The following is an 18,160-nucleotide window of genomic DNA, read 5'->3' on the forward strand; positions in this document are numbered from 1 at the left end:
TGGTAGCGGAAAAGCCTATTCTGCCGCCTGCGACTTCGTCTGCGGGCGTCGCTCCAGCAGTTCCTTCAGGAACCGGCCCGTATGGGAGCGCTTCTCCTTGACGACATCTTCCGGCGTTCCGATCGCGACGATCTCGCCGCCGCCATCGCCGCCTTCCGGTCCGACGTCGATCAGCCAGTCTGCCGTCTTGATGACCTCGAGATTGTGCTCGATCACCACGACCGAGTTGCCCTGGTCCACGAGTTCGTGCAGCACCTCAAGCAACTTCGCCACGTCGTGGAAGTGCAGGCCGGTGGTGGGCTCGTCGAGAATGTAGAGCGTGCGTCCGGTCGAACGCTTGGCCAGTTCCTTGGCCAGCTTGACGCGCTGCGCTTCGCCACCCGAAAGCGTCGTCGCCTGCTGCCCGATCTTGACGTAGCCGAGACCGACGCGGTTGAGGGTGATCAGCTTGTCGCGCACGGCCGGCACGGCTGCGAAGAATTCAACGCCTTCCTCTACGGTCGTGTCGAGCACGTCCGCTATCGACTTGCCCTTGAAGGTGACATCCAGCGTTTCTCGATTGTAACGCTTGCCATGACAAACGTCGCAGGTGACGTAGACATCCGGCAGGAAGTGCATCTCGATCTTGATGACGCCGTCGCCCTGGCAGGCTTCGCAGCGGCCACCCTTCACGTTGAAAGAGAACCGGCCGGGCTGATAGCCGCGCGCCTTGGACTCAGGAAGTCCAGCGAACCAGTCCCGGATGGGCGTGAACGCGCCCGTATAGGTGGCGGGGTTCGAACGCGGCGTGCGGCCGATCGGCGATTGGTCGATATCGATGACCTTGTCGATGAACTCGAGCCCATCGATGCGGTCGTGGTCTGCCGGGTTCTCGCGCGCGCCCATGATGCGGCGTGACGCGGCCTTGTAGAGCGTTTCGATCAGGAAGGTCGACTTGCCGCCGCCCGAGACGCCGGTGACCGCCGTGAACAGGCCGAGTGGAATGGCGGCCGTTACGTTCTTCAGATTGTTGCCGCGTGCACCGACGACCTTCAGCTCTTTTCGTTTCACCGGCTTACGGCGCTGCGCCGGAACCGCAACGGAAAGGGCGCCGGACAGGTACTTGCCGGTCAGCGATTTGGGATTGGCCATGACCTCGGCCGGCGTGCCTTCGGCGATGACCTCACCGCCGTGTATGCCCGCAGCCGGGCCGATATCCACCACGTGATCGGCACTCAGGATCGCATCCTCGTCGTGCTCGACGACGATCACCGTGTTGCCGATGTCGCGCAGGTGTTTCAGCGTATCCAGAAGCCGGGCATTGTCGCGCTGGTGAAGGCCGATCGACGGCTCGTCCAGCACATAAAGCACGCCCGTCAGGCCCGAACCGATCTGCGAGGCAAGCCGGATGCGCTGACTTTCGCCGCCGGACAGGCTGCCCGAGTTACGCGATAGCGTCAGGTAATCGAGCCCGACGTCGTTGAGAAAGTTCAACCGGTCGCGGATCTCCTTCAGGATGCGAACGGCAATCTCGTTCTGCTTGTCGTTCATCGCGGACGGCAAATCCTGGAACCACGCGCCGGCCTGCCGGATCGACATTTGCGAGACTTCGCCGATATGGCGGGAGTCGATTTTGACCGCGAGTGCTTCCGGCTTGAGGCGATAACCATTGCAGGCCGGGCAGGGGGCGGCCGACATGTAGCGCTCGATCTCTTCGCGGGCCCACGCGCTGTCGGTTTCCTTCCAGCGCCGTTCCAGATTGGGCACGATCCCCTCGAACGTCTTCGCCGTCTTGTACGACCGTAGGCCATCGTCATAATTGAAGACGACCTTGTCGTTCGTGCCGTTCAGAATTGCGTTCTGCGCATCCGCCGACAGATCGATCCATTTATCGGAAATCTTGAAGCTGAAATGCTTGCCGAGCGCTTCGAGCGTCTGGCGGTAGTAGGGCGACGAGGATTTCGCCCACGGTGCAATGGCACCATCGCGCAGCGTGCGCGCCGTCTCCGGGACGATCAGCGCCGGATCGATCTTCTGCTGGGTGCCCAGGCCGTCGCAGGTTGGGCAGGCACCCGATGGGTTGTTGAAGGAAAAGAGACGAGGCTCGATCTCGGAAATGGTGAAGCCGGAGACCGGGCAGGCGAATTTTTCCGAGAACAGGATACGTTCATGGGTCTCGTTCTTCGATTTGTTCGCGCCGCCGCCCTCGGCCGTCTCTTCCGCCGGCAGAGGTTTGTCCGCGAATTCCGCGACCGCCAGACCGTCAGCCAGCCGCAGACAGGTCTCCATGCTGTCGGCAAGCCGTGCGCCGATATCGTCGCGCACGACGATCCGATCGACGACGATATCGATGTCGTGCTTGTATTTCTTGTCGAGCGTCGGCGCCTCGGCGATCTCGTAGAATTCGCCGTCGATCTTGACGCGCTGGAAGCCCTTCTTCAGCAACTCGGCGAGTTCTTTGCGATATTCGCCCTTCCGTCCGCGCACGATCGGAGCGAGAATATAAAGCCGCGTGCCTTCTTCGAGTGCCATCACGCGGTCGACCATCTGGCTGACCGTCTGGCTTTCGATCGGAAGGCCCGTGGCGGGCGAATAGGGAACGCCGACGCGGGCAAACAGAAGCCGCATGTAGTCGTAGATTTCGGTGACGGTTCCGACTGTCGAACGCGGGTTCTTCGACGTCGTTTTCTGCTCGATCGAGATGGCCGGGCTCAAGCCGTCGATCTGGTCGACGTCCGGCTTCTGCATCATTTCCAGGAACTGGCGCGCATAGGCCGAAAGGCTCTCGACATATCGCCGTTGGCCCTCGGCGTAGATAGTGTCGAAGGCGAGCGACGACTTACCCGATCCCGAAAGACCGGTCATGACGATCAGACTGTTGCGCGGTAGATCGAGATCAATCCCCTTGAGATTGTGCTCGCGCGCACCGCGAATGGAAATGGTCTTGAGTTCGCTCATGGGATCGCCAGATGACACGTCGATAAGATGGGGAGGTTCGAGGCTGCGCATCCACCCTCGTCGATCAGCGCAGTATCCGTCAAATCATGTAGGTTCTCACAGAGCAATGTCGAGAGGCACATTCCCGCTGCGAACCGACTCGGTTGACAAGCGGGTGGAGCCTTCATAGAACAAAGAAAGAACAAAAAATAGCCTGCCTTGCAAACGCCCAACTGCCCTGTGGAAATGCGGCCGATGGGGCGCGGGTTCCTCCGAGTTCCGATAAGATGCCGCCTTTCAAATGACGATCGCGCGGCAGTGGCTCAAGGCTATTCAACTGAAGACCATTCGACCGGCGACTATTAAAAGGCATTCACCATGGCAGGAAGCGTCAACAAGGTCATTCTCGTCGGAAATCTCGGTGCCGACCCGGAAATCCGCCGCACACAGGACGGCCGTCCGATTGCCAATCTGTCCGTCGCGACATCGGAAACCTGGCGCGATCGCAACTCCGGCGAACGCAAGGAGAAGACCGAATGGCACCGCGTCGTCATCTTCAATGAAGGCCTTTGTAAGGTCGCGGAAAGCTACCTGAAGAAGGGCGCCAAGGTCTATATCGAGGGCCAGCTTCAGACCCGCAAATGGCAGGACCAGAGCGGCCAGGACAAGTACTCGACCGAGATCGTGCTGCAGGGCTTCAACTCGACCCTGACGATGCTCGACGGACGCGGCGAAGGTGGCGGCATGGCGCCCAGCGGCGGCGGCGGACGCGGCGGCTCGGATTATTCGGGCGGCGGTGGTGGCGGCAACGACTACAACCGGCAGTCACCCGCGCCACGCAACGACGACTTCTCCCGCGACATGGACGACGAAATTCCGTTCTGACCGAAAAGTCGTCTCGAACATTTGAAGAGCGATGCGGGGAGGGCCCCGCATCGCGCAACTTTCTTCAGTAGAGAAACTGTTCGGCCAGGATCCGATCGTCCCAGGAATGGTCGGGATCCGACAGAAGGCGGGCGGTCGTCTGCCTCGACTGAACGATGCGGACAAGCCGCACGGACTTGACTTCCGTGTTGTCGGCAACGGCGTTGACCGGCCGCTTTTCGCGCTCGAGCACCTCGATCGTAACTTCTGCCTTGTTCGAGAGAAGCGCACCGCGCCAACGCCGAGGACGGAATGCGCTGACCGGCGTCAGCGCCAGAAGCGGCGAGACGAGCGGCAGGATCGGGCCGTGTGCCGACAGATTGTACGCGGTCGAGCCAGCTGGCGTCGCGACCATCAGCCCATCACAGACGAGCTCTTCGAGCCTGACCTTGCCATCGACGCTGACACGCAGCTTTGCAGCCTGGTAGGACTGACGCAGGACCGAGACTTCATTGATCGCAAAAGCGTGCGTCTCGGTGCCATCCTCGTCGGTGGCCACCATTTCGAGTGGATTGATCTCGCTTTCGACCGCGCGCTCGATGCGTTCGCGCAGGCCGTCCTTGGCATACTCGTTCATCAGAAAGCCGATCGAACCCCGGTTCATGCCGTAAAGCACTTTGTCGGAATTCATCATGCGATGCAGCGTCTGCAGCATGAACCCGTCGCCACCCAGTGCGACGATAACGTCCGCATCCTCGGGGGCATACGTGCCAAACAGCGCTTCCAGATCAAGGCGGGCCGCCTGCGCGTCCGGAGCATTGCTCGAAATGAAACTCAATTTATCCGTAGGGCGCGCCATCCGGTCTCATCTCCCAATTGATGCGGCACATTGGAGACGGATGAGGGATGGGGCAAGCGCCGAGCAGTCGCTTCCGACGCAAATTTTTCTGCGTCGCGAGCCGGTGCATTTCTCATTTTACAGCGCCGGCAATTGTGCTAATCACCCGCCCGTGCCCTTGTAGCTCAGTTGGTAGAGCATCTGATTTGTAATCAGAGGGTCGGGAGTTCGAGTCTCTCCGGGGGCACCAGTTCCGGCGCAAAGATCGACCTGGCCACCAATTTTCCTGACATTTTGTCATTTCGAGCGCCGTAATCTACGGCTGCAAGCTCAAAAAAGTGACATTCTGGCATCACTACACGCACCACCGACATTGCGCCGCAATCTCAGCTTGCGGATGCATCGCACGCGACCAATAGTGTTCATGGCCGGACAGCCTCATACGTTTCTGGAGAATCGGAACATGAAGAGACTGATCTTGACCGCGTCCATCTTGGCCGCGGCCGCACCGGCTATGGCAGCCGACGCGGTAATGTACAACGAGCCGACGCCTGCGGCGGCCCCAATGATGGCTGCTGCCGATTGGTCGGGCTTCTACGTCGGCGGCCAGCTCGGCGGCGTTTTCGGCGAAACGGGCACATTCGGCCTGTCACCCTTTACGCCGGCACTGCAGGGCGCTTTCGCACCCGGCTTTTCGGGTGATTTTGATACCGGTCTGATCGGCGGCGTGCATGCCGGTTACGACATTCAGTCCGGTAACTTCGTCTTCGGCGGTATCATCGACATTTCGGCCACGGACGTTTCGGACACGCAGAACGGCTTCTCCGTCACGCCTGCTCGTTACACGGTCACCCGTGAACTCGACTACCTCGCAACGCTGCGCGGACGCGTCGGCTATGCGATCGGCAGCAGCTTCCTGGTCTACGGAACGGCCGGTCTCGCCTATGGTGAGGTCGACTTCTCCTACGAACAGCCCGGCTCGGGCGCCACGACGACGACGTCTGGCGGTCAGGACGATGACTTCGGCTACACGGTCGGTGCCGGCGTCGAAGCCATGGTCACATCGAACATCTCGGTCGGTCTCGAGTACCTCTATACCGATCTCGGCGACAACGATTTCAATGCCAACCTCGTAGGCGGTCCTTTCGGCGCCGGCACGACGGGCTTTGGAACGGATCGCTCGTTCGACTTCCACACCGTCCAGGCGAAGGTCTCATTCCGCTTCTAGGACACTCCGGAAGGCGGTCGAACTCTGACCGCCTTCCATCTCGCCGAACACATCTATAGCTCTACCCGACGCGGCGCATTAAGGTGCGGCGTATCTGAGCGAATCCACGCGACCGAACGGGCAGGGCATGCGAATCATTATTTGCGGGGCGGGGCGCGTCGGCTTCGGCATTGCTGAGAAGCTGGCCCAGGAACAGAACGACGTCTCCGTTATCGACACATCGGCCACGCTGATCAACGCCATCCGCGACACGCTCGATGTGCGCGGCTATGTCGGCCATGGAGCCCATCCGGAAGTGCTGGCGCAAGCCGGCGCTGAGGAGGCGGACATGATCATCGCCGTCACGCTGTCGGACGAAGTGAACATGGTCGCCTGCCAAGTGGCGCACTCGCTTTTCAACGTCCCGACGAAGATCGCCCGCATTCGCGCGCAGAACTATCTGGCGCCGCACTATCTCGACCTTTTTTCCCGCGAGCACATGCCGATCGACGTCATCATCTCGCCCGAGGTGGAAGTCGGCAAGATGGTGCTGCGCCGTATCGCACTGCCGGGCGCAACCGATGCCGTACGCTTCGCCAACGACGCGATCGTTCTCGTTGCAATCGAATGCCTTGAAGATTGCCCGGTCGTCAACACGCCGCTGGAGCAGCTTTCGGAACTCTTTCCGGACCTGACCGCGACGGTCGTCGGCGTCGTGCGCGATGGCGAGTTGATGGTGCCCCATTCCACCGACCAGCTTAGCACCGGGGACCTGGCCTATGTCATCTGCGATAAGGACCATGTCCGTCGCACGCTCGGCCTGTTCGGCCACGAGGAGCCCGAAGCGATCCGAATCGTCATCGCCGGCGGCGGCAATGTCGGCTATTTCGTCGCCAAGGCGATCGAGGAAAGGCAGCCGAGCATCAAGGTCAAGATCATCGAGCATGATCGCAGCCGCGCCATCGCGATCGCGGATCAGTTGCGCCGGGCGGTGGTGCTGAACGGCTCGTCTCTCGACCAGTCGATCCTCACCGAAGCCGATATTCATGACGCCGATCTCATCGTCTCGCTGACCAATGATGACCAGGTGAACATCCTTACCAGCGTCATGGCAAAGCGCCTCGGCTGCAAGGCTAGCCTTGCGCTGATCAACGAACCGTCTTTCCAGGAATTCACCAAGCCGATGGGGATCGATGCCTATATCAATCCCCGGGCCGTCACCATTTCGCGCATACTTCAGCATGTGCGCCGAGGCCGGATCCGCGCAGTTTACAGCGTGGAGAAGGGGCAGGCCGAGGTGATTGAGGCCGAAGCAATGGATACATCGCCCCTCGTCGGCAAACCGTTGCGGGATCTCGATCTGCCGGATGGCGTGCGCATTGGTGCCATCTACCGCGACAAGCAGGTGGTGCAGCCGACGGGATCGACCAAAATCAAGTCTAAGGACCGGGTCGTCATGTTTGCCCGCTCGCGCGACGTCCGCCATGTCGAACAGATGTTCCGCGTCAGCCTAGAATTCTTCTGACCGCCGATGCTCGGCGCGATTTATCTCCTTACCCTTGCCTCCGGTGGCGTTCTCGCTCTGCTCATTCCGGCGCTGCTGATCGCGCTTGCCGGTGGCGAATTCGCGTTGGCGGAGGATATGGCACTCGTCACCGCATTCGGCGCCTGCATCTGCACGATGGTGCTGGCCTCGCTGTCACAGCGGATCGGGCCGCTGGAGCGAGAGTTGAATTTCGTCTCTCTCGTCCTGGTCTGGATCGTCACGCCCATCACCGCCGCGCTCTGTATGATGGCGCTGGTCGGCCTCGGGTTCATGCAGGCCTGGTTCGAAGGCGTGTCGGCATTAACGACGGCTGGCGCGACCGTGCTGCAGCGTCAGAGTATGCCTACGGCGCTTCTGTTTTGGCGCTCATCGCTCGAATGGTATGGCGGTTTTCTGATTCTGGTCTCGATCATCCACGTTCTGGCCCCGGCGGGCTTCGGTGGGCTCAAGGCAAGTGCCAGACGCCGTGGATCAGGCGGTAGGGCCGACGGCCACTGGGGTGCGATCGCCGCTTATTCTTCCATCTTCTGGCAGTACGGAGCGCTGACGATCGCCATCGCGCTGATGCTTGTCATCGCCCGCGTTGAGCCGGCCAACGCGTTCATGCTCGCCATGATGAGCATCTCGACAGGCGGATTTCTGCCCTTCGAAGGTACACTCGACGAGCATATCGGCATGGGAGCCATCTTCGTTCTGGCGGTCGGCTTGTGCTTCGGGACGCTCAGCGTGTTCTGGCGCCGAAATATCCTGCGCAATCCAAGGCGTGTGCTGGCCGACAACCGCGAAGCAAAGATCGTGATCGTCGCGATCGTGGGATTGGGCGTCGTCTATGCCGCGCGCATATCAGAGGCATCGGGCTCGTTTTCGGTATCCGGCCTTCTCGCGTCGCTCGTGGAAGGATTTTTCACCGCGGCATCACTTATAGCGACAAGTGGAACGGAGACGCGTCCTGGCATATTCGGGCTCCTGCCATCCTTTCTTGTCCTATGCGTCGTGTTCGTAGGGGCAAGCGTCTATTCGACCTCGGGCGGCATCAAGGTCTATCGCCTTGCCACCATGTGGATCTTTGCCAAGGCCGAGCTGAACCGTCTGATCTATCCAAGCGCAGTCGCCCCATCGAAATTCGGGCGCGACCACATCGGCGATGATTCCATCCGCGCCGTTTGGTCTTATTTTGTCCTGGCGCTGCTTTGCATCGCCACTGGAACGGTTCTGATCACCGCAACCGCAGCCAATTTCGAAGGCGGGCTGGCGATGGCGGTAACATTTTTTGCAGGAGCAAGCCCTGCCTACGAAGCGCTGATCCCGATCGAGGCGGAGAGCTCTCAGGCCATGGCTGACTCATGGCCCGCCTTCGAGGCGCTGCCGGCGACGGCGCTTCTTCCGGCCATCGTGCTCATGACGATCGGCAGGCTTGAAGTGCTCATCGTCTTCGCCGTAATCAACATCAAATATTGGCTGCAGCGCTGAATCATCCGCAGCAACCTGAAAGGGAATTCGATCATGTCGCGCATCGCCTATGTGAACGGACGCTATCTGCCCCATGGCGCGGCTGCTGTGCACGTGGAAGACCGCGGCTATCAGTTTGCCGATGGCGTCTATGAGGTCTGTGAGGTCCGTCAGGGCTTCATTGTCGACATGACCCGCCATCTCGATCGGCTAGCGCGGTCGCTCAGCGAACTGCAGATGGACTGGCCGCTTGGCCGGGACGCGTTCAAGCTGGTGCTGCGCGAAGTCGTGCGCCGCAACCGCGTGCGCAACGGGCTCGTCTACCTGCAGGTCACCCGCGGCGTCGCGCGCCGTGATCATGTGTTTCCCAACGCGACCACCATGCCGTCGCTCGTCGTGACGGCAAAGAAGACCGACCCCCGCGTCGTGCGGGCAAAGGTCGAGAAGGGGATCAGCGTCATCACCGTGCCCGAAAACCGCTGGGATCGCGTCGACATCAAGACTGTCGGCCTCCTGCCCAACGTGCTGGCCCGGCAAAAGGCCAAGACCCAAGGGGCGCAGGAGGCGATTTTCGTGGATGCGGACGGGACCATCAAGGAAGGTGCCGCCACCAATGTCTGGATCGTCAGCGAAGACGGGATCTTGATGACCCGACCGGCAGACCACGGCATCCTGCGCGGCATCACCCGGGCCACGGTCATGGATGTCGCGGCCAAGCTCGATCTCAAGGTGGAGGAGCGCGCGTTCACAGTCGAGGAAGCCAAGCGCGCGCGGGAAATGTTCCTGACGGCTGCAACCTCCGTCGTCATACCGATCGTGACGCTGGACGGAACCACCATTGCCAACGGACACCCCGGCACCATGTCAGCGGAAATGCGGGATGCCTTTTTTGACGTTGCAGAAAAGACACCAACCTGATACCACCAAGGGAATAGGGGACCTTCACACTTCTCTTTTTTAGCATATTTTCAAAGGGTTACAGTGTGACGATTATCCGGCCCGGTCGAGGTCGGCAAAAAAGAAAGATGCGGCGCCATGGCGGAACGTTCTCAAAATTTGCAGGACCTGTTTCTCAACACCGTTCGCAAGCAGAAGATTTCCCTGACGATCTTTTTGATCAATGGGGTCAAGCTGACCGGTGTCGTGACGTCCTTCGATAATTTCTGCGTACTCCTGCGCCGAGACGGGCATTCGCAGCTCGTTTACAAACATGCGATTTCAACGATCATGCCGGGCCAGCCGCTTCAGATGTTCGAGAGCGACGACAGTGCCGGCAGTGGATCGTGACCAAGGCTGATTGATCATCAGACAGCGTGATAAAGACGAGAAGGCCGACGATACGCCGAAGCGGAAGCTTCGTGACGATAAGCGCGCCTTCGTGCTCGTACCAATCCTGAAACGTGACACGCGGGGCGATAAGTCCGGCTCGGTCGAACGCTCCGACGAGGCGCGTCTCGAAGAAGCCGTGGGGCTTGCCCGCGCGATCAATCTCGAGATCGTGCATGCGGCCGTGGTGTCGGTCGCCAAGCCGCAGCCGGCGACGCTGCTCGGCAGCGGCAAGGTCGAAGAGATCGGCGGCATGCTCGACAGCCTCGATGCTGGCCTCGTCATCGTCGATCACCCGCTGACACCCGTCCAGCAGCGCAATCTCGAGCGGGAATGGCATGCGAAGGTCATCGACCGCACGGGCCTCATTCTCGAAATCTTCGGCAGCCGCGCATCGACGCGGGAAGGCGTGCTGCAGGTCGAACTCGCACATCTGAACTATCAGAAGGGCCGTTTGGTTCGCAGCTGGACCCACCTTGAGCGCCAGCGTGGATCGACGAGCTTCATCGGCGGTCCTGGCGAAACGCAGATCGAAGCCGACCGCCGCATCCTTCAGGACAAGATCATCAAGCTGGAGCGGGAGTTGGAGCAGGTGCGCCGCACCCGCCAGCTTCACCGTGCCAAGCGCAAGAAGGTGCCGCATCCGATCGTTGCGCTCGTCGGCTATACGAATGCCGGCAAGTCCACGCTCTTCAACAGCATCACCGGCGCATCGGTAATGGCGCAGGACATGCTGTTTGCGACGCTGGACCCGACGCTTCGGCGCATGAAACTGCCCAAGGGCAGGGCGGTGATCCTGTCCGACACGGTGGGTTTCATCTCGAACCTGCCGACCCATCTGGTGGCCGCCTTCCGCGCGACGCTCGAAGAAGTGCTGGAAGCCGATCTCGTGCTCCATGTGCGCGACATCGCCGACCCGGATACGGGCGCCCAGGCTGAGGATGTACGTGCGATCCTCGAACAGCTCGGTCTTGGTGGCGAAGACGCTATCTCCCGTGCGCCGATCATCGAGGTCTGGAACAAGATCGACCGGCTTGCGCCGGAAGCTGCAACCGCCGTCAGCGAGAAGGCTGCCACTATGGCCGATACGGTCGTCGTGTCCGCCATCACGGGCGAGGGCGTTGATCGTCTCCTGTCGAAAGTCGAAGAGGCCCTTTCCGGCCAGACGATCGAACGTCAGGTTGTTATCGGAACCGAGGACCAGGCGACGCTGTCGTGGCTTTATGAGCACGCAAACATCCGCAATCGTGTCGACAACGACGATGGCACGGTCTCACTCGACGTCGAGGTTACGGAGCACGATTTCCGGGATCTTGAGATTCGCCTGAGCAGTCATTCGGAAGAATGAAGCTCTGATGGTCTCCGGCTGAAAGGCGAGATCGTTCGTCGTCAGCCGCGCTCGATCTGTTTTGCCTGCTGCCACAGCGCTTCCATGCGCTCCAGCCCGGCGTCGGCAAGCGCGACGCCATCGGCATCCAATGTCCGTTCGATATGACCGAAACGGCGCCGAAACTTTGTATTGGTGTCACGCAGTGCCTGCTCGGGATCCACGTCGAGCTGTCGGGCGAGATTGGCCATCGCGAAAATCAGGTCGCCGATCTCGTCCTTCACCGCTTCGGGGCGACCGCCGGCCAGGGCTTCGCGCAGCTCGGCGATTTCTTCCTCGATCTTGTCGAGCACAGGTTCAGGATCAGCCCAGTCGAAGCCTACTTTCGAAGCCTTCTGCTGAAGCTTCAGGCCTTCGGTCAATGCGGGTAGGGCGCGGGGAACACCATCCAGCAGCCCTTCCCGGTCCGTCGCTGGCAGTCCACGGGCTGCCCGATTTTCCGCTTTCGCGGCCTGTTCGGCAGCCTTGATCTCATCCCAAGTCGCCTTGACGGCCGCAGCGTCGGACGCCTCACGATCCGCAAAGATATGCGGATGGCGTCGGATCATCTTGGCCGTGATGGCACGCACGACTTCGCCAAAATCGAACGACTGTTCTTCCTCGGCCATGCGCGCGTGAAAGACGACTTGCAGAAGAAGATCGCCCAGCTCGTCGCAGAGATCGTCGCGATCACCGCGCTCGATGGCGTCGGCCACCTCGTAAGCTTCTTCGATCGTATAGGGCTTGATCGTCTCGAAGGACTGCTTGATGTCCCACGGGCAGCCGGTCTGTGGATCCCGAAGCCGAGCCATGATGTCGAGAAGGGCGGCGATGTCGCGTGAGGGCTGCATGAGAGATGTGTAGCGCAGCATCTCTGTCCGGGCACAGCATGATCTTTGCCAGCCGCAAATTTCCACAGGCCAGCCGCGCCAATAACGGACACATCAAAATCGCATAAGATATATTATGGAACTAGAAGGTTTATGCGACTTGTGACTGGGTGGGCGATTTAAATCAACCGATCAATGTGATGCGGCGCTTTTCTGATTCACATTCAGAGCTGTCGCACCGATAGCCTGCCGCAGTTGCCGGGGGTCGACAGCAAAGACACTGTTCGGCCTGCCTGCCGCGGCATAAACAATCCCAAAGCCATCAAGCACGCGATCCATCCAGATGCTCGGCTTCGTCAGATGTCCGATCGGCGCAACGCCACCGATCGCGAATCCGGTTTCGTCGCGAACCCGGCGCGGATCGCACCGGCGAAGGTCGAGGCCATGATGGCTGCGCAGGAAATCGAGATCCACATTGTGACGACCTGACACGAGTAGCAGGACGATCTCGCCAGCTCCACTGTCTTCGAAGACGAGCGATTTGACGATCTGAGCCACGTCACAACCGCAAGCCGCCGCAGCTTCTTCTGCCGTGCGTGTCGAGGCGTCGAGCGTGCGGATTTCGATTGCCAGTCCGAGTTCGGCGGCGTCTGCCGCAACCCTGTCGATGCTCGCCATCTTGGCTCGAGAAGCGTTATTGGTCACCTGTTCCATTCCTCCAGCGAGAAGTCCCGTTCAAAGCGCAGCAGATCGAACGCTGGCGTCACGTTGTCCGGCGTCTCTCTGTCGACGGTCGCGTAGTCCATCGGGATATGCATATGTGTCAGATAGGTCTGACGCGGCTTGAGCCGCTCGATCCAGGACATCGCCTGAGTTAGCGACAGATGGCTCGGATGCTCGCGATACTGGAGCGCATCGATGATCAGAACGTCGAGATTCTGAAGTTTCGAGACGGTTTCGTCCGGGAAGTCGCTGATATCGCAGCAATAAGCTACGTCACCGATCCGGAAACCCAACGATTGGATAGACCCGTGGATTTGTCGGAGCGGCCTGAATTCGATATCCCCACCGGCACCTGAGATCACGATCGGCCGATCGTCATCCTCGATCAGAACAGGCATGACGATCGGCGGATAATCGCTGCCTTCCGGCGTCTCGATGCAATAGGCAAAACCTTCGTGGATCCGTCTCAGCGTGAACGCGTCGGCATGGATCGGCATGCGCCGCCGTGCAGACAGCGCGAATATCCGCAGATCATCGATGCCGTGGATGTGGTCCGCATGCGGATGGGTGTAGATCACGGCATCGAGTGCGCGAACCTCGGCCGCAATCATCTGAGCGCGGAAATCCGGTCCGGTATCGATGACCACGGTCGTGCGGCCACCATCCTCTGCAATCTGTTCGATCAGGAACGAAGCGCGGGTACGCCGGTTTTTCGGCTCGCTGGGATCGCAAGCGCCCCAGTCGCCGTCGATGCGCGGCGTCCCGGGCGAAGAGCCGCATCCAAGAATGGTGAACCGCCTGCGCACCATGCGGTCGGTCATTCGCTGTTGGCAGCAATGGCGGGCATGCGCGAAAACACTCTCAACACGTTTTCCGTCGTCTGTTTGGCCAGGACATCGACGCTGATACCTTTGACCTCCGCGAGCACGCGCGCCGTCTCGACGACATAAGCTGGCTCGTTGCGTTTTCCACGATAAGGCTGAGGCGCCAGATAAGGTGCGTCCGTTTCGACGAGCAACCGGTCGATCGGCACCGTTTTGGCGATTGCACGCAGCGCTTCGGATTTCTTGAAGGTGAGAATGCCCGAAAACGACACGTAGCCGCCAAGCGCCACGCCGACTTCTGCGAGGCGCGCGCCGGAAGAGAAGCAATGCAGGATGAACGGGAAGGCGCCCTTCCCGCTTTCCTCTTCAAGGATCGCGATCATATCGTCGTCTGCGTTGCGTGCATGGATCACGAGCGGCAGCCCAGTTTGGCGCGACGCAGCGATGTGTCGGCGAAAGCCCCGAGCCTGAAGGTCGCGTGGTGCCTTGTCGTAGAAATAGTCAAGGCCGGCTTCGCCCATCGCAACGACTTTGGGATGCCGCGAGAGTTCGATCAGTTCTTCGGTCGTGACATCCTGTTCTTCGGCCGCGTTGTGCGGGTGGGTGCCGACAGAACAGAACACGTTTTCGTAGGCCTCCGCCAGCGCACGGATGCCGTCGAAGCGGCGCACGCGCGTCGAGATCGTGACGAGCCGACCGACGCCGGCCACCCGTGCGCGCTCCACTATGGCGTCGCGCTCCTCGGCAAAATCGGGAAAGTCGAGATGGCAATGGCTATCGATAAGCATTCCCACGCCTCATGCTTGTTTTTGACGATCCGGCGCTCAGACGCTTTCGGGCGCCACGTAGCGCGGAAAGACACCCGATGGTGTCGGCAACGCAGTGCCGCTCACCAACCGTCCGGCATCGCCCAACTGCGCGAAGTCGCGCGCGTCTTCGCCGACCGCCAGGAGATCCAGCAGCTTTGCGGCTGATTGCGGCATGAAGGGCTGGCAGAGAATGGCCACCTGCCGGATGACCTCGATCGTGACATAGAGCACGGTTTCCATGCGCGCCGGATCGGTCTTGCGCAGCGCCCATGGTTCTTCACCGGCGAAATAGCGGTTGGCATCGGAAACGACTGTGAACACGCGGGCCAATGCCTTGTGGATCGCCTGCGCATTCATGTCGTCGCGGACCGGCTCCAGAAGCGCATCGGCGGCAGACAGAATCTCACGGTCGTTGGCCGACAGCTCGCCACAAGCCGGCACCCTGCCCTCGCAGTTCTTAGCGATCATCGACAGCGACCGCTGGGCCAGATTGCCGAGATCGTTGGCAAGATCGGCATTGGTGCGCGTCGCGATCGCGTCCTCGCTGTAGTTGCCGTCCTGCCCGAACGGCACCTCTCGCAGCAGGAAGTAGCGTACCTGGTCCAGCCCGAAATGCGTGACGAGATCGAACGGATCGACGACGTTGCCGACCGATTTGGACATCTTCTCCCCGCGATTGAAGACGAAGCCATGGGCATAGACGCGCTTCGGTAGAGGCAGGCCAGCCGACATCAAAAATGCCGGCCAATAGACCGCATGGAAGCGGATGATGTCCTTGCCGATGATGTGGATGTCCGCAGGCCAGAAAGCCGCTCTCTCACTGTTTTCATCGGGATAGCCCGTTGCGGTGATGTAGTTTGTGAGGGCGTCGACCCACACATACATCACGTGCCGCTCGTCGCCGGGAACCTTGATGCCCCAATCGAACGTCGTGCGCGACATGGACAGGTCCTTGAGCCCGCCCTTCACGAAGGAGATGACCTCGTTGCGTCGTTCGGCCGGGCCGATGAAGTCGGGGTTCTCCTCGTAGTGCTTCAGCAATGGTTCGGCGAAGGCCGAGAGCTTGAAGAAATAGCTCTCCTCTTCGACCCATTCGACGATCGTCCCCTGCGGCCCGTAGCGCTGGCCATCGGCGCGCAGTTCGGTCTCGCCTTCCTGGTAATAGGCCTCGTCACGGACCGAGTACCAGCCGGAGTAGACATCCTTGTAGAGGTGACCGGCGGCCTCCATCCGCTGCCAGATGTCCCGGCAGGCGGCATGGTGACGCTCTTCGCTCGTGCGGATGAAATCATCATTCGACGCGTTGAGAAGTTCGCCCATCTTCTTGAATTCGGACGAATTCCGGTCTGCAAGCTCTTGCACGTCCATCTCGAGCTTGCGCGCAGTCTGCAGCATCTTCTGGCCGTGCTCGTCCGTCCCGGTGAGGAACAGGACGTCCTTGCCGTCATGGCGCTGGAAGCGCGCCAAGGCATCGGTCGCGATCAACTCGTAGGCATGGCCGATATGCGGCTTCGCATTCGGATAGGAAATGGCGGTCGTGATGTAGAAGCGATTGTTCTTGTTCATGGCGTCGGGATCGAGCGGTTCCATTGCGTTTGTGGCGTCTTAGGACAAAAGCCCGGTCATGGCCATGGCTGAGCGGCCTCGATCAGCACGCCCAGCAGTGAAAGCATCGTTTGCTTCCGGTCGAGATTGTAGGCCTGAGCCGTCTGCAGGTCACGGGAGGCCCGCTCGGCGGCCTCTGCCTGCCGCGCGGCACGGGCAGTCATGCCCTGAACGCCGGAGTCGTGCGCCATGTCGCCAAGGCGTGCCAGCGCATAGTCGCTGAAGAAACCGTAGGCCTCCTCACGCTCTCGCGCGGCCAGCGTATCGGCCAGCGCGTGCATGTCGCGGCGCGAGGCGTCCTTGCCGGCCTGGAGGAGCTTTTCGAGGGCGTCGATGAGATCCAGCCCTCCATAGTTCAGCATCATGATCGCACGGCGCAGGCTGCCTTCCGAGCGCAGAGCAACTTTCTCGATCACCGCAGCGTCGAGACTGGCACCGACCGGCAGCCGACGCAGTCCCGCAGCCACCTCTTCGGGAAAGAGCTGTGTGAGGCGAAGCGTCAGGCATCGAGACCGGATGGTGGGCAGGAGCCTGCCGGGCGCATGGGAAACCACGAGGAACATCGCCCGCGCCGGCGGCTCCTCGAGCATCTTGAGGATCGCGTTCGCGGCGGACCGATGCAGATCGTCGGCCGGATCGACAATGACGATGCGCCATCCGCCGGTTCCGGATGTCTGCTGCAGGAAGCGCCCTGCCCGCCGAACTTCGTCCACGGTGATTGCGCTCTTCACGCGGCCGGTCTTCTCGTCGACCGGACGCGTAAGATGCAAAAGGTCGTGGGAAGCGCCGGAAGCGACCTGGCGAAAGACTGAAGATGCGGGGTCGGGAACGGCAAGCGTCTCGGGGGCCTTCGCCGGATCGGGATAAGTCAGGACGTGCTGCGCGAAATGGAACGCGAGCGTTGCCTTGCCGATGCCTTCCGGGCCCTCGATCAGCACCGCGTGGTGAATGCGTCCGCTGCGATAGGCCTGCGCAAGGAACGCGGCCGCGTCGTGATGCCCGACAAGACCGGGATTCTCACGAGGGCTGATCCCGCCATCAAGGCCGTCAGCGTCAGAGGTCAAGATCTGGCACTCCCTTGGCGGCGATCCATGCGATGCAGTTGAAGATCGACCAGGGCAAGAATGTCTGCCGTCACGTCGGAAAGCGGCTGCGTTCCGTCGACGATCTTGCAGCGGTCCGGTTCGGCCAGCGCGATATCGAGAAACGCCTGGCGCCGCATCTCATGCGTTGCCACAGCCTCCTTCTCGAACCGGTCGGGCGCCACCTGGTCGCCGGCTCTTTGCGCCGCACGCTGCAGGCCTGTCGCGGCGGGAACGTCTATGACGATGGTGAGATCCGGGATCAATCCGTTGACGGCGATCCGTTCGAGTGCCTTGACGAATTGCGGCTCGAGATTGCCCGTCACGCCCTGGTAAACACGCGTCGAATCCATGAACCGATCGCAAAGCACGATCGTCCCCCGCGCGACGGCCGGCCGGATGACCTCTTCGACGTGGTCGCTACGCGCCGCCGCAAAGAGCGTCGCTTCCATGCGAATGCCGAATTCCTCGGCGGCGCCCGACAGGAGCACGTGCCGCACGGCTTCGGCGCCGGGTGAACCGCCCGGTTCGCGCGTTGCGAGAACGTCGTATCCGCGTAGCGTCAACGTTTCCCTCAAAGCTCGAACCTGTGTGGACTTGCCGGTGCCCTCGCCGCCTTCGAACGTGATGAATATGCCGCGGCGTTCGGACAAGATGGGCGTTACCTGAAGAAGTTCATGTGGCAAGCCCGGAAGCTCGGGCCGATCCCGGGTGTCTTAACGGAATTCCACCCGGCGGTGAACCGCCTTTAGAACGGCCCTGTGCGTTGATGCGG

The 18,160-nt window shown here is 61.0% G+C and carries 16 protein-coding genes and 1 tRNA gene; 8 read left to right on the forward strand and 9 right to left on the reverse strand.

Annotation, left to right across the window (positions count from 1 at the left end; genetic code table 11):
* Window positions 1–15: 15 nt before the first annotated feature.
* Window positions 16–2,937, reverse strand: coding sequence for an excinuclease ABC subunit UvrA (uvrA, locus tag GC125_RS11740; protein WP_151985834.1), 2,922 nt, complete (start codon window positions 2,935–2,937; stop codon window positions 16–18).
* Between the two features lie 357 nt (window positions 2,938–3,294).
* Here uvrA and GC125_RS11745 point away from each other — a divergent pair, with 357 nt between their 5' ends.
* The gene (locus tag GC125_RS11745; RefSeq protein ID WP_151985835.1) at window positions 3,295–3,801 is read left to right on the forward strand and encodes a single-stranded DNA-binding protein; all 507 of its coding nucleotides are present in this window, start codon (window positions 3,295–3,297) and stop codon (window positions 3,799–3,801) included.
* A gap of 64 nt (window positions 3,802–3,865) precedes the next feature.
* Here the strand turns inward: GC125_RS11745 and GC125_RS11750 are convergent, their stop codons facing one another.
* On the reverse strand, window positions 3,866–4,639 hold the full coding sequence (locus GC125_RS11750) for an NAD kinase (protein ID WP_151985836.1): 774 nt from the start codon (window positions 4,637–4,639) through the stop codon (window positions 3,866–3,868).
* Between the two features lie 153 nt (window positions 4,640–4,792).
* On the opposite strand from GC125_RS11750, the gene GC125_RS11755 reads away from it, so the two are divergent.
* From GC125_RS11755 to hflX, 7 genes are all read left to right on the forward strand, one after another.
* A tRNA-Thr gene (locus tag GC125_RS11755) sits at window positions 4,793–4,868 on the forward strand.
* A 213-nt stretch (window positions 4,869–5,081) separates the two neighbouring features.
* Entirely contained in the window at window positions 5,082–5,846 is a 765-nt protein-coding gene (locus GC125_RS11760) for an outer membrane protein (protein WP_199864559.1), read from the forward strand.
* A 127-nt stretch (window positions 5,847–5,973) separates the two neighbouring features.
* Complete coding sequence (trkA, locus tag GC125_RS11765; protein ID WP_151985838.1) at window positions 5,974–7,350, forward strand: Trk system potassium transporter TrkA; 1,377 nt, start codon at window positions 5,974–5,976, stop codon at window positions 7,348–7,350.
* Between the two features lie 6 nt (window positions 7,351–7,356).
* Window positions 7,357–8,841 carry a potassium transporter TrkG gene (locus GC125_RS11770; protein ID WP_151985839.1) on the forward strand — a complete coding sequence of 495 codons (1,485 nt, stop codon included), beginning with the start codon at window positions 7,357–7,359 and terminating at the stop codon, window positions 8,839–8,841.
* 33 nt (window positions 8,842–8,874) lie between these two features.
* Window positions 8,875–9,738: a D-amino-acid transaminase gene (locus GC125_RS11775; protein ID WP_151985840.1), complete on the forward strand. Its 864-nt coding sequence runs from the start codon at window positions 8,875–8,877 to the stop codon at window positions 9,736–9,738.
* A gap of 117 nt (window positions 9,739–9,855) precedes the next feature.
* The gene (gene hfq, locus GC125_RS11780; protein WP_126010377.1) at window positions 9,856–10,107 is read left to right on the forward strand and encodes an RNA chaperone Hfq; all 252 of its coding nucleotides are present in this window, start codon (window positions 9,856–9,858) and stop codon (window positions 10,105–10,107) included.
* A 13-nt stretch (window positions 10,108–10,120) separates the two neighbouring features.
* Window positions 10,121–11,494, forward strand: a complete 1,374-nt coding sequence (hflX, locus tag GC125_RS11785) for a GTPase HflX (RefSeq protein WP_502706098.1) — start codon at window positions 10,121–10,123, stop codon at window positions 11,492–11,494.
* Between the two features lie 41 nt (window positions 11,495–11,535).
* On the opposite strand, the gene mazG is transcribed toward hflX, so the two are convergent.
* From mazG to tmk, 7 genes are all read right to left on the reverse strand, one after another.
* Window positions 11,536–12,363 carry a nucleoside triphosphate pyrophosphohydrolase gene (mazG, locus tag GC125_RS11790; RefSeq protein ID WP_151987832.1) on the reverse strand — a complete coding sequence of 276 codons (828 nt, stop codon included), beginning with the start codon at window positions 12,361–12,363 and terminating at the stop codon, window positions 11,536–11,538.
* A gap of 171 nt (window positions 12,364–12,534) precedes the next feature.
* Entirely contained in the window at window positions 12,535–13,020 is a 486-nt protein-coding gene (locus GC125_RS11795; protein ID WP_286165482.1) for a YbaK/EbsC family protein, read from the reverse strand.
* Window positions 13,021–13,043: 23 nt separating this feature from the next.
* The gene (locus tag GC125_RS11800; protein ID WP_151985843.1) at window positions 13,044–13,886 is read right to left on the reverse strand and encodes an MBL fold metallo-hydrolase; all 843 of its coding nucleotides are present in this window, start codon (window positions 13,884–13,886) and stop codon (window positions 13,044–13,046) included.
* The gene (locus tag GC125_RS11805; RefSeq protein ID WP_151985844.1) at window positions 13,883–14,677 is read right to left on the reverse strand and encodes a TatD family hydrolase; all 795 of its coding nucleotides are present in this window, start codon (window positions 14,675–14,677) and stop codon (window positions 13,883–13,885) included. The genes GC125_RS11800 and GC125_RS11805 overlap by 4 nt, the downstream gene beginning before the upstream one ends.
* 36 nt (window positions 14,678–14,713) lie before the next feature.
* Window positions 14,714–16,264 carry a methionine--tRNA ligase gene (gene metG / locus GC125_RS11810; protein ID WP_151987834.1) on the reverse strand — a complete coding sequence of 517 codons (1,551 nt, stop codon included), beginning with the start codon at window positions 16,262–16,264 and terminating at the stop codon, window positions 14,714–14,716.
* A 56-nt stretch (window positions 16,265–16,320) separates the two neighbouring features.
* Window positions 16,321–17,367, reverse strand: a complete 1,047-nt coding sequence (locus GC125_RS11815) for a DNA polymerase III subunit delta' (protein WP_151985845.1) — start codon at window positions 17,365–17,367, stop codon at window positions 16,321–16,323.
* Window positions 17,364–18,038, reverse strand: coding sequence for a dTMP kinase (gene tmk / locus GC125_RS11820; protein WP_151985846.1), 675 nt, complete (start codon window positions 18,036–18,038; stop codon window positions 17,364–17,366). Before tmk ends, GC125_RS11815 begins: the two co-directional genes overlap by 4 nt.
* Window positions 18,039–18,160: the final 122 nt, after the last annotated feature.

Source organism: Rhizobium sp. EC-SD404 (assembly GCF_902498825.1).
GTDB lineage: Bacteria > Pseudomonadota > Alphaproteobacteria > Rhizobiales > Rhizobiaceae > Georhizobium.

Coding starts and splice junctions, on each gene's coding strand:
- GC125_RS11770 (WP_151985839.1), top strand. CDS start 7,357: ATGCTCGGCGCGATTTATCTCCTTACCCTTGCCTCCGGTGGCGTTCTC.
- GC125_RS11750 (WP_151985836.1), bottom strand. CDS start 4,639: ATGGCGCGCCCTACGGATAAATTGAGTTTCATTTCGAGCAATGCTCCG.
- GC125_RS11795 (WP_286165482.1), bottom strand. CDS start 13,020: ATGGCGAGCATCGACAGGGTTGCGGCAGACGCCGCCGAACTCGGACTG.
- hfq (WP_126010377.1), top strand. CDS start 9,856: ATGGCGGAACGTTCTCAAAATTTGCAGGACCTGTTTCTCAACACCGTT.
- uvrA (WP_151985834.1), bottom strand. CDS start 2,937: ATGAGCGAACTCAAGACCATTTCCATTCGCGGTGCGCGCGAGCACAAT.
- GC125_RS11775 (WP_151985840.1), top strand. CDS start 8,875: ATGTCGCGCATCGCCTATGTGAACGGACGCTATCTGCCCCATGGCGCG.
- metG (WP_151987834.1), bottom strand. CDS start 16,264: ATGAACAAGAACAATCGCTTCTACATCACGACCGCCATTTCCTATCCG.
- trkA (WP_151985838.1), top strand. CDS start 5,974: ATGCGAATCATTATTTGCGGGGCGGGGCGCGTCGGCTTCGGCATTGCT.
- GC125_RS11800 (WP_151985843.1), bottom strand. CDS start 13,886: ATGACCGACCGCATGGTGCGCAGGCGGTTCACCATTCTTGGATGCGGC.
- GC125_RS11805 (WP_151985844.1), bottom strand. CDS start 14,677: ATGCTTATCGATAGCCATTGCCATCTCGACTTTCCCGATTTTGCCGAG.
- mazG (WP_151987832.1), bottom strand. CDS start 12,363: ATGCAGCCCTCACGCGACATCGCCGCCCTTCTCGACATCATGGCTCGG.
- GC125_RS11760 (WP_199864559.1), top strand. CDS start 5,082: ATGAAGAGACTGATCTTGACCGCGTCCATCTTGGCCGCGGCCGCACCG.
- GC125_RS11745 (WP_151985835.1), top strand. CDS start 3,295: ATGGCAGGAAGCGTCAACAAGGTCATTCTCGTCGGAAATCTCGGTGCC.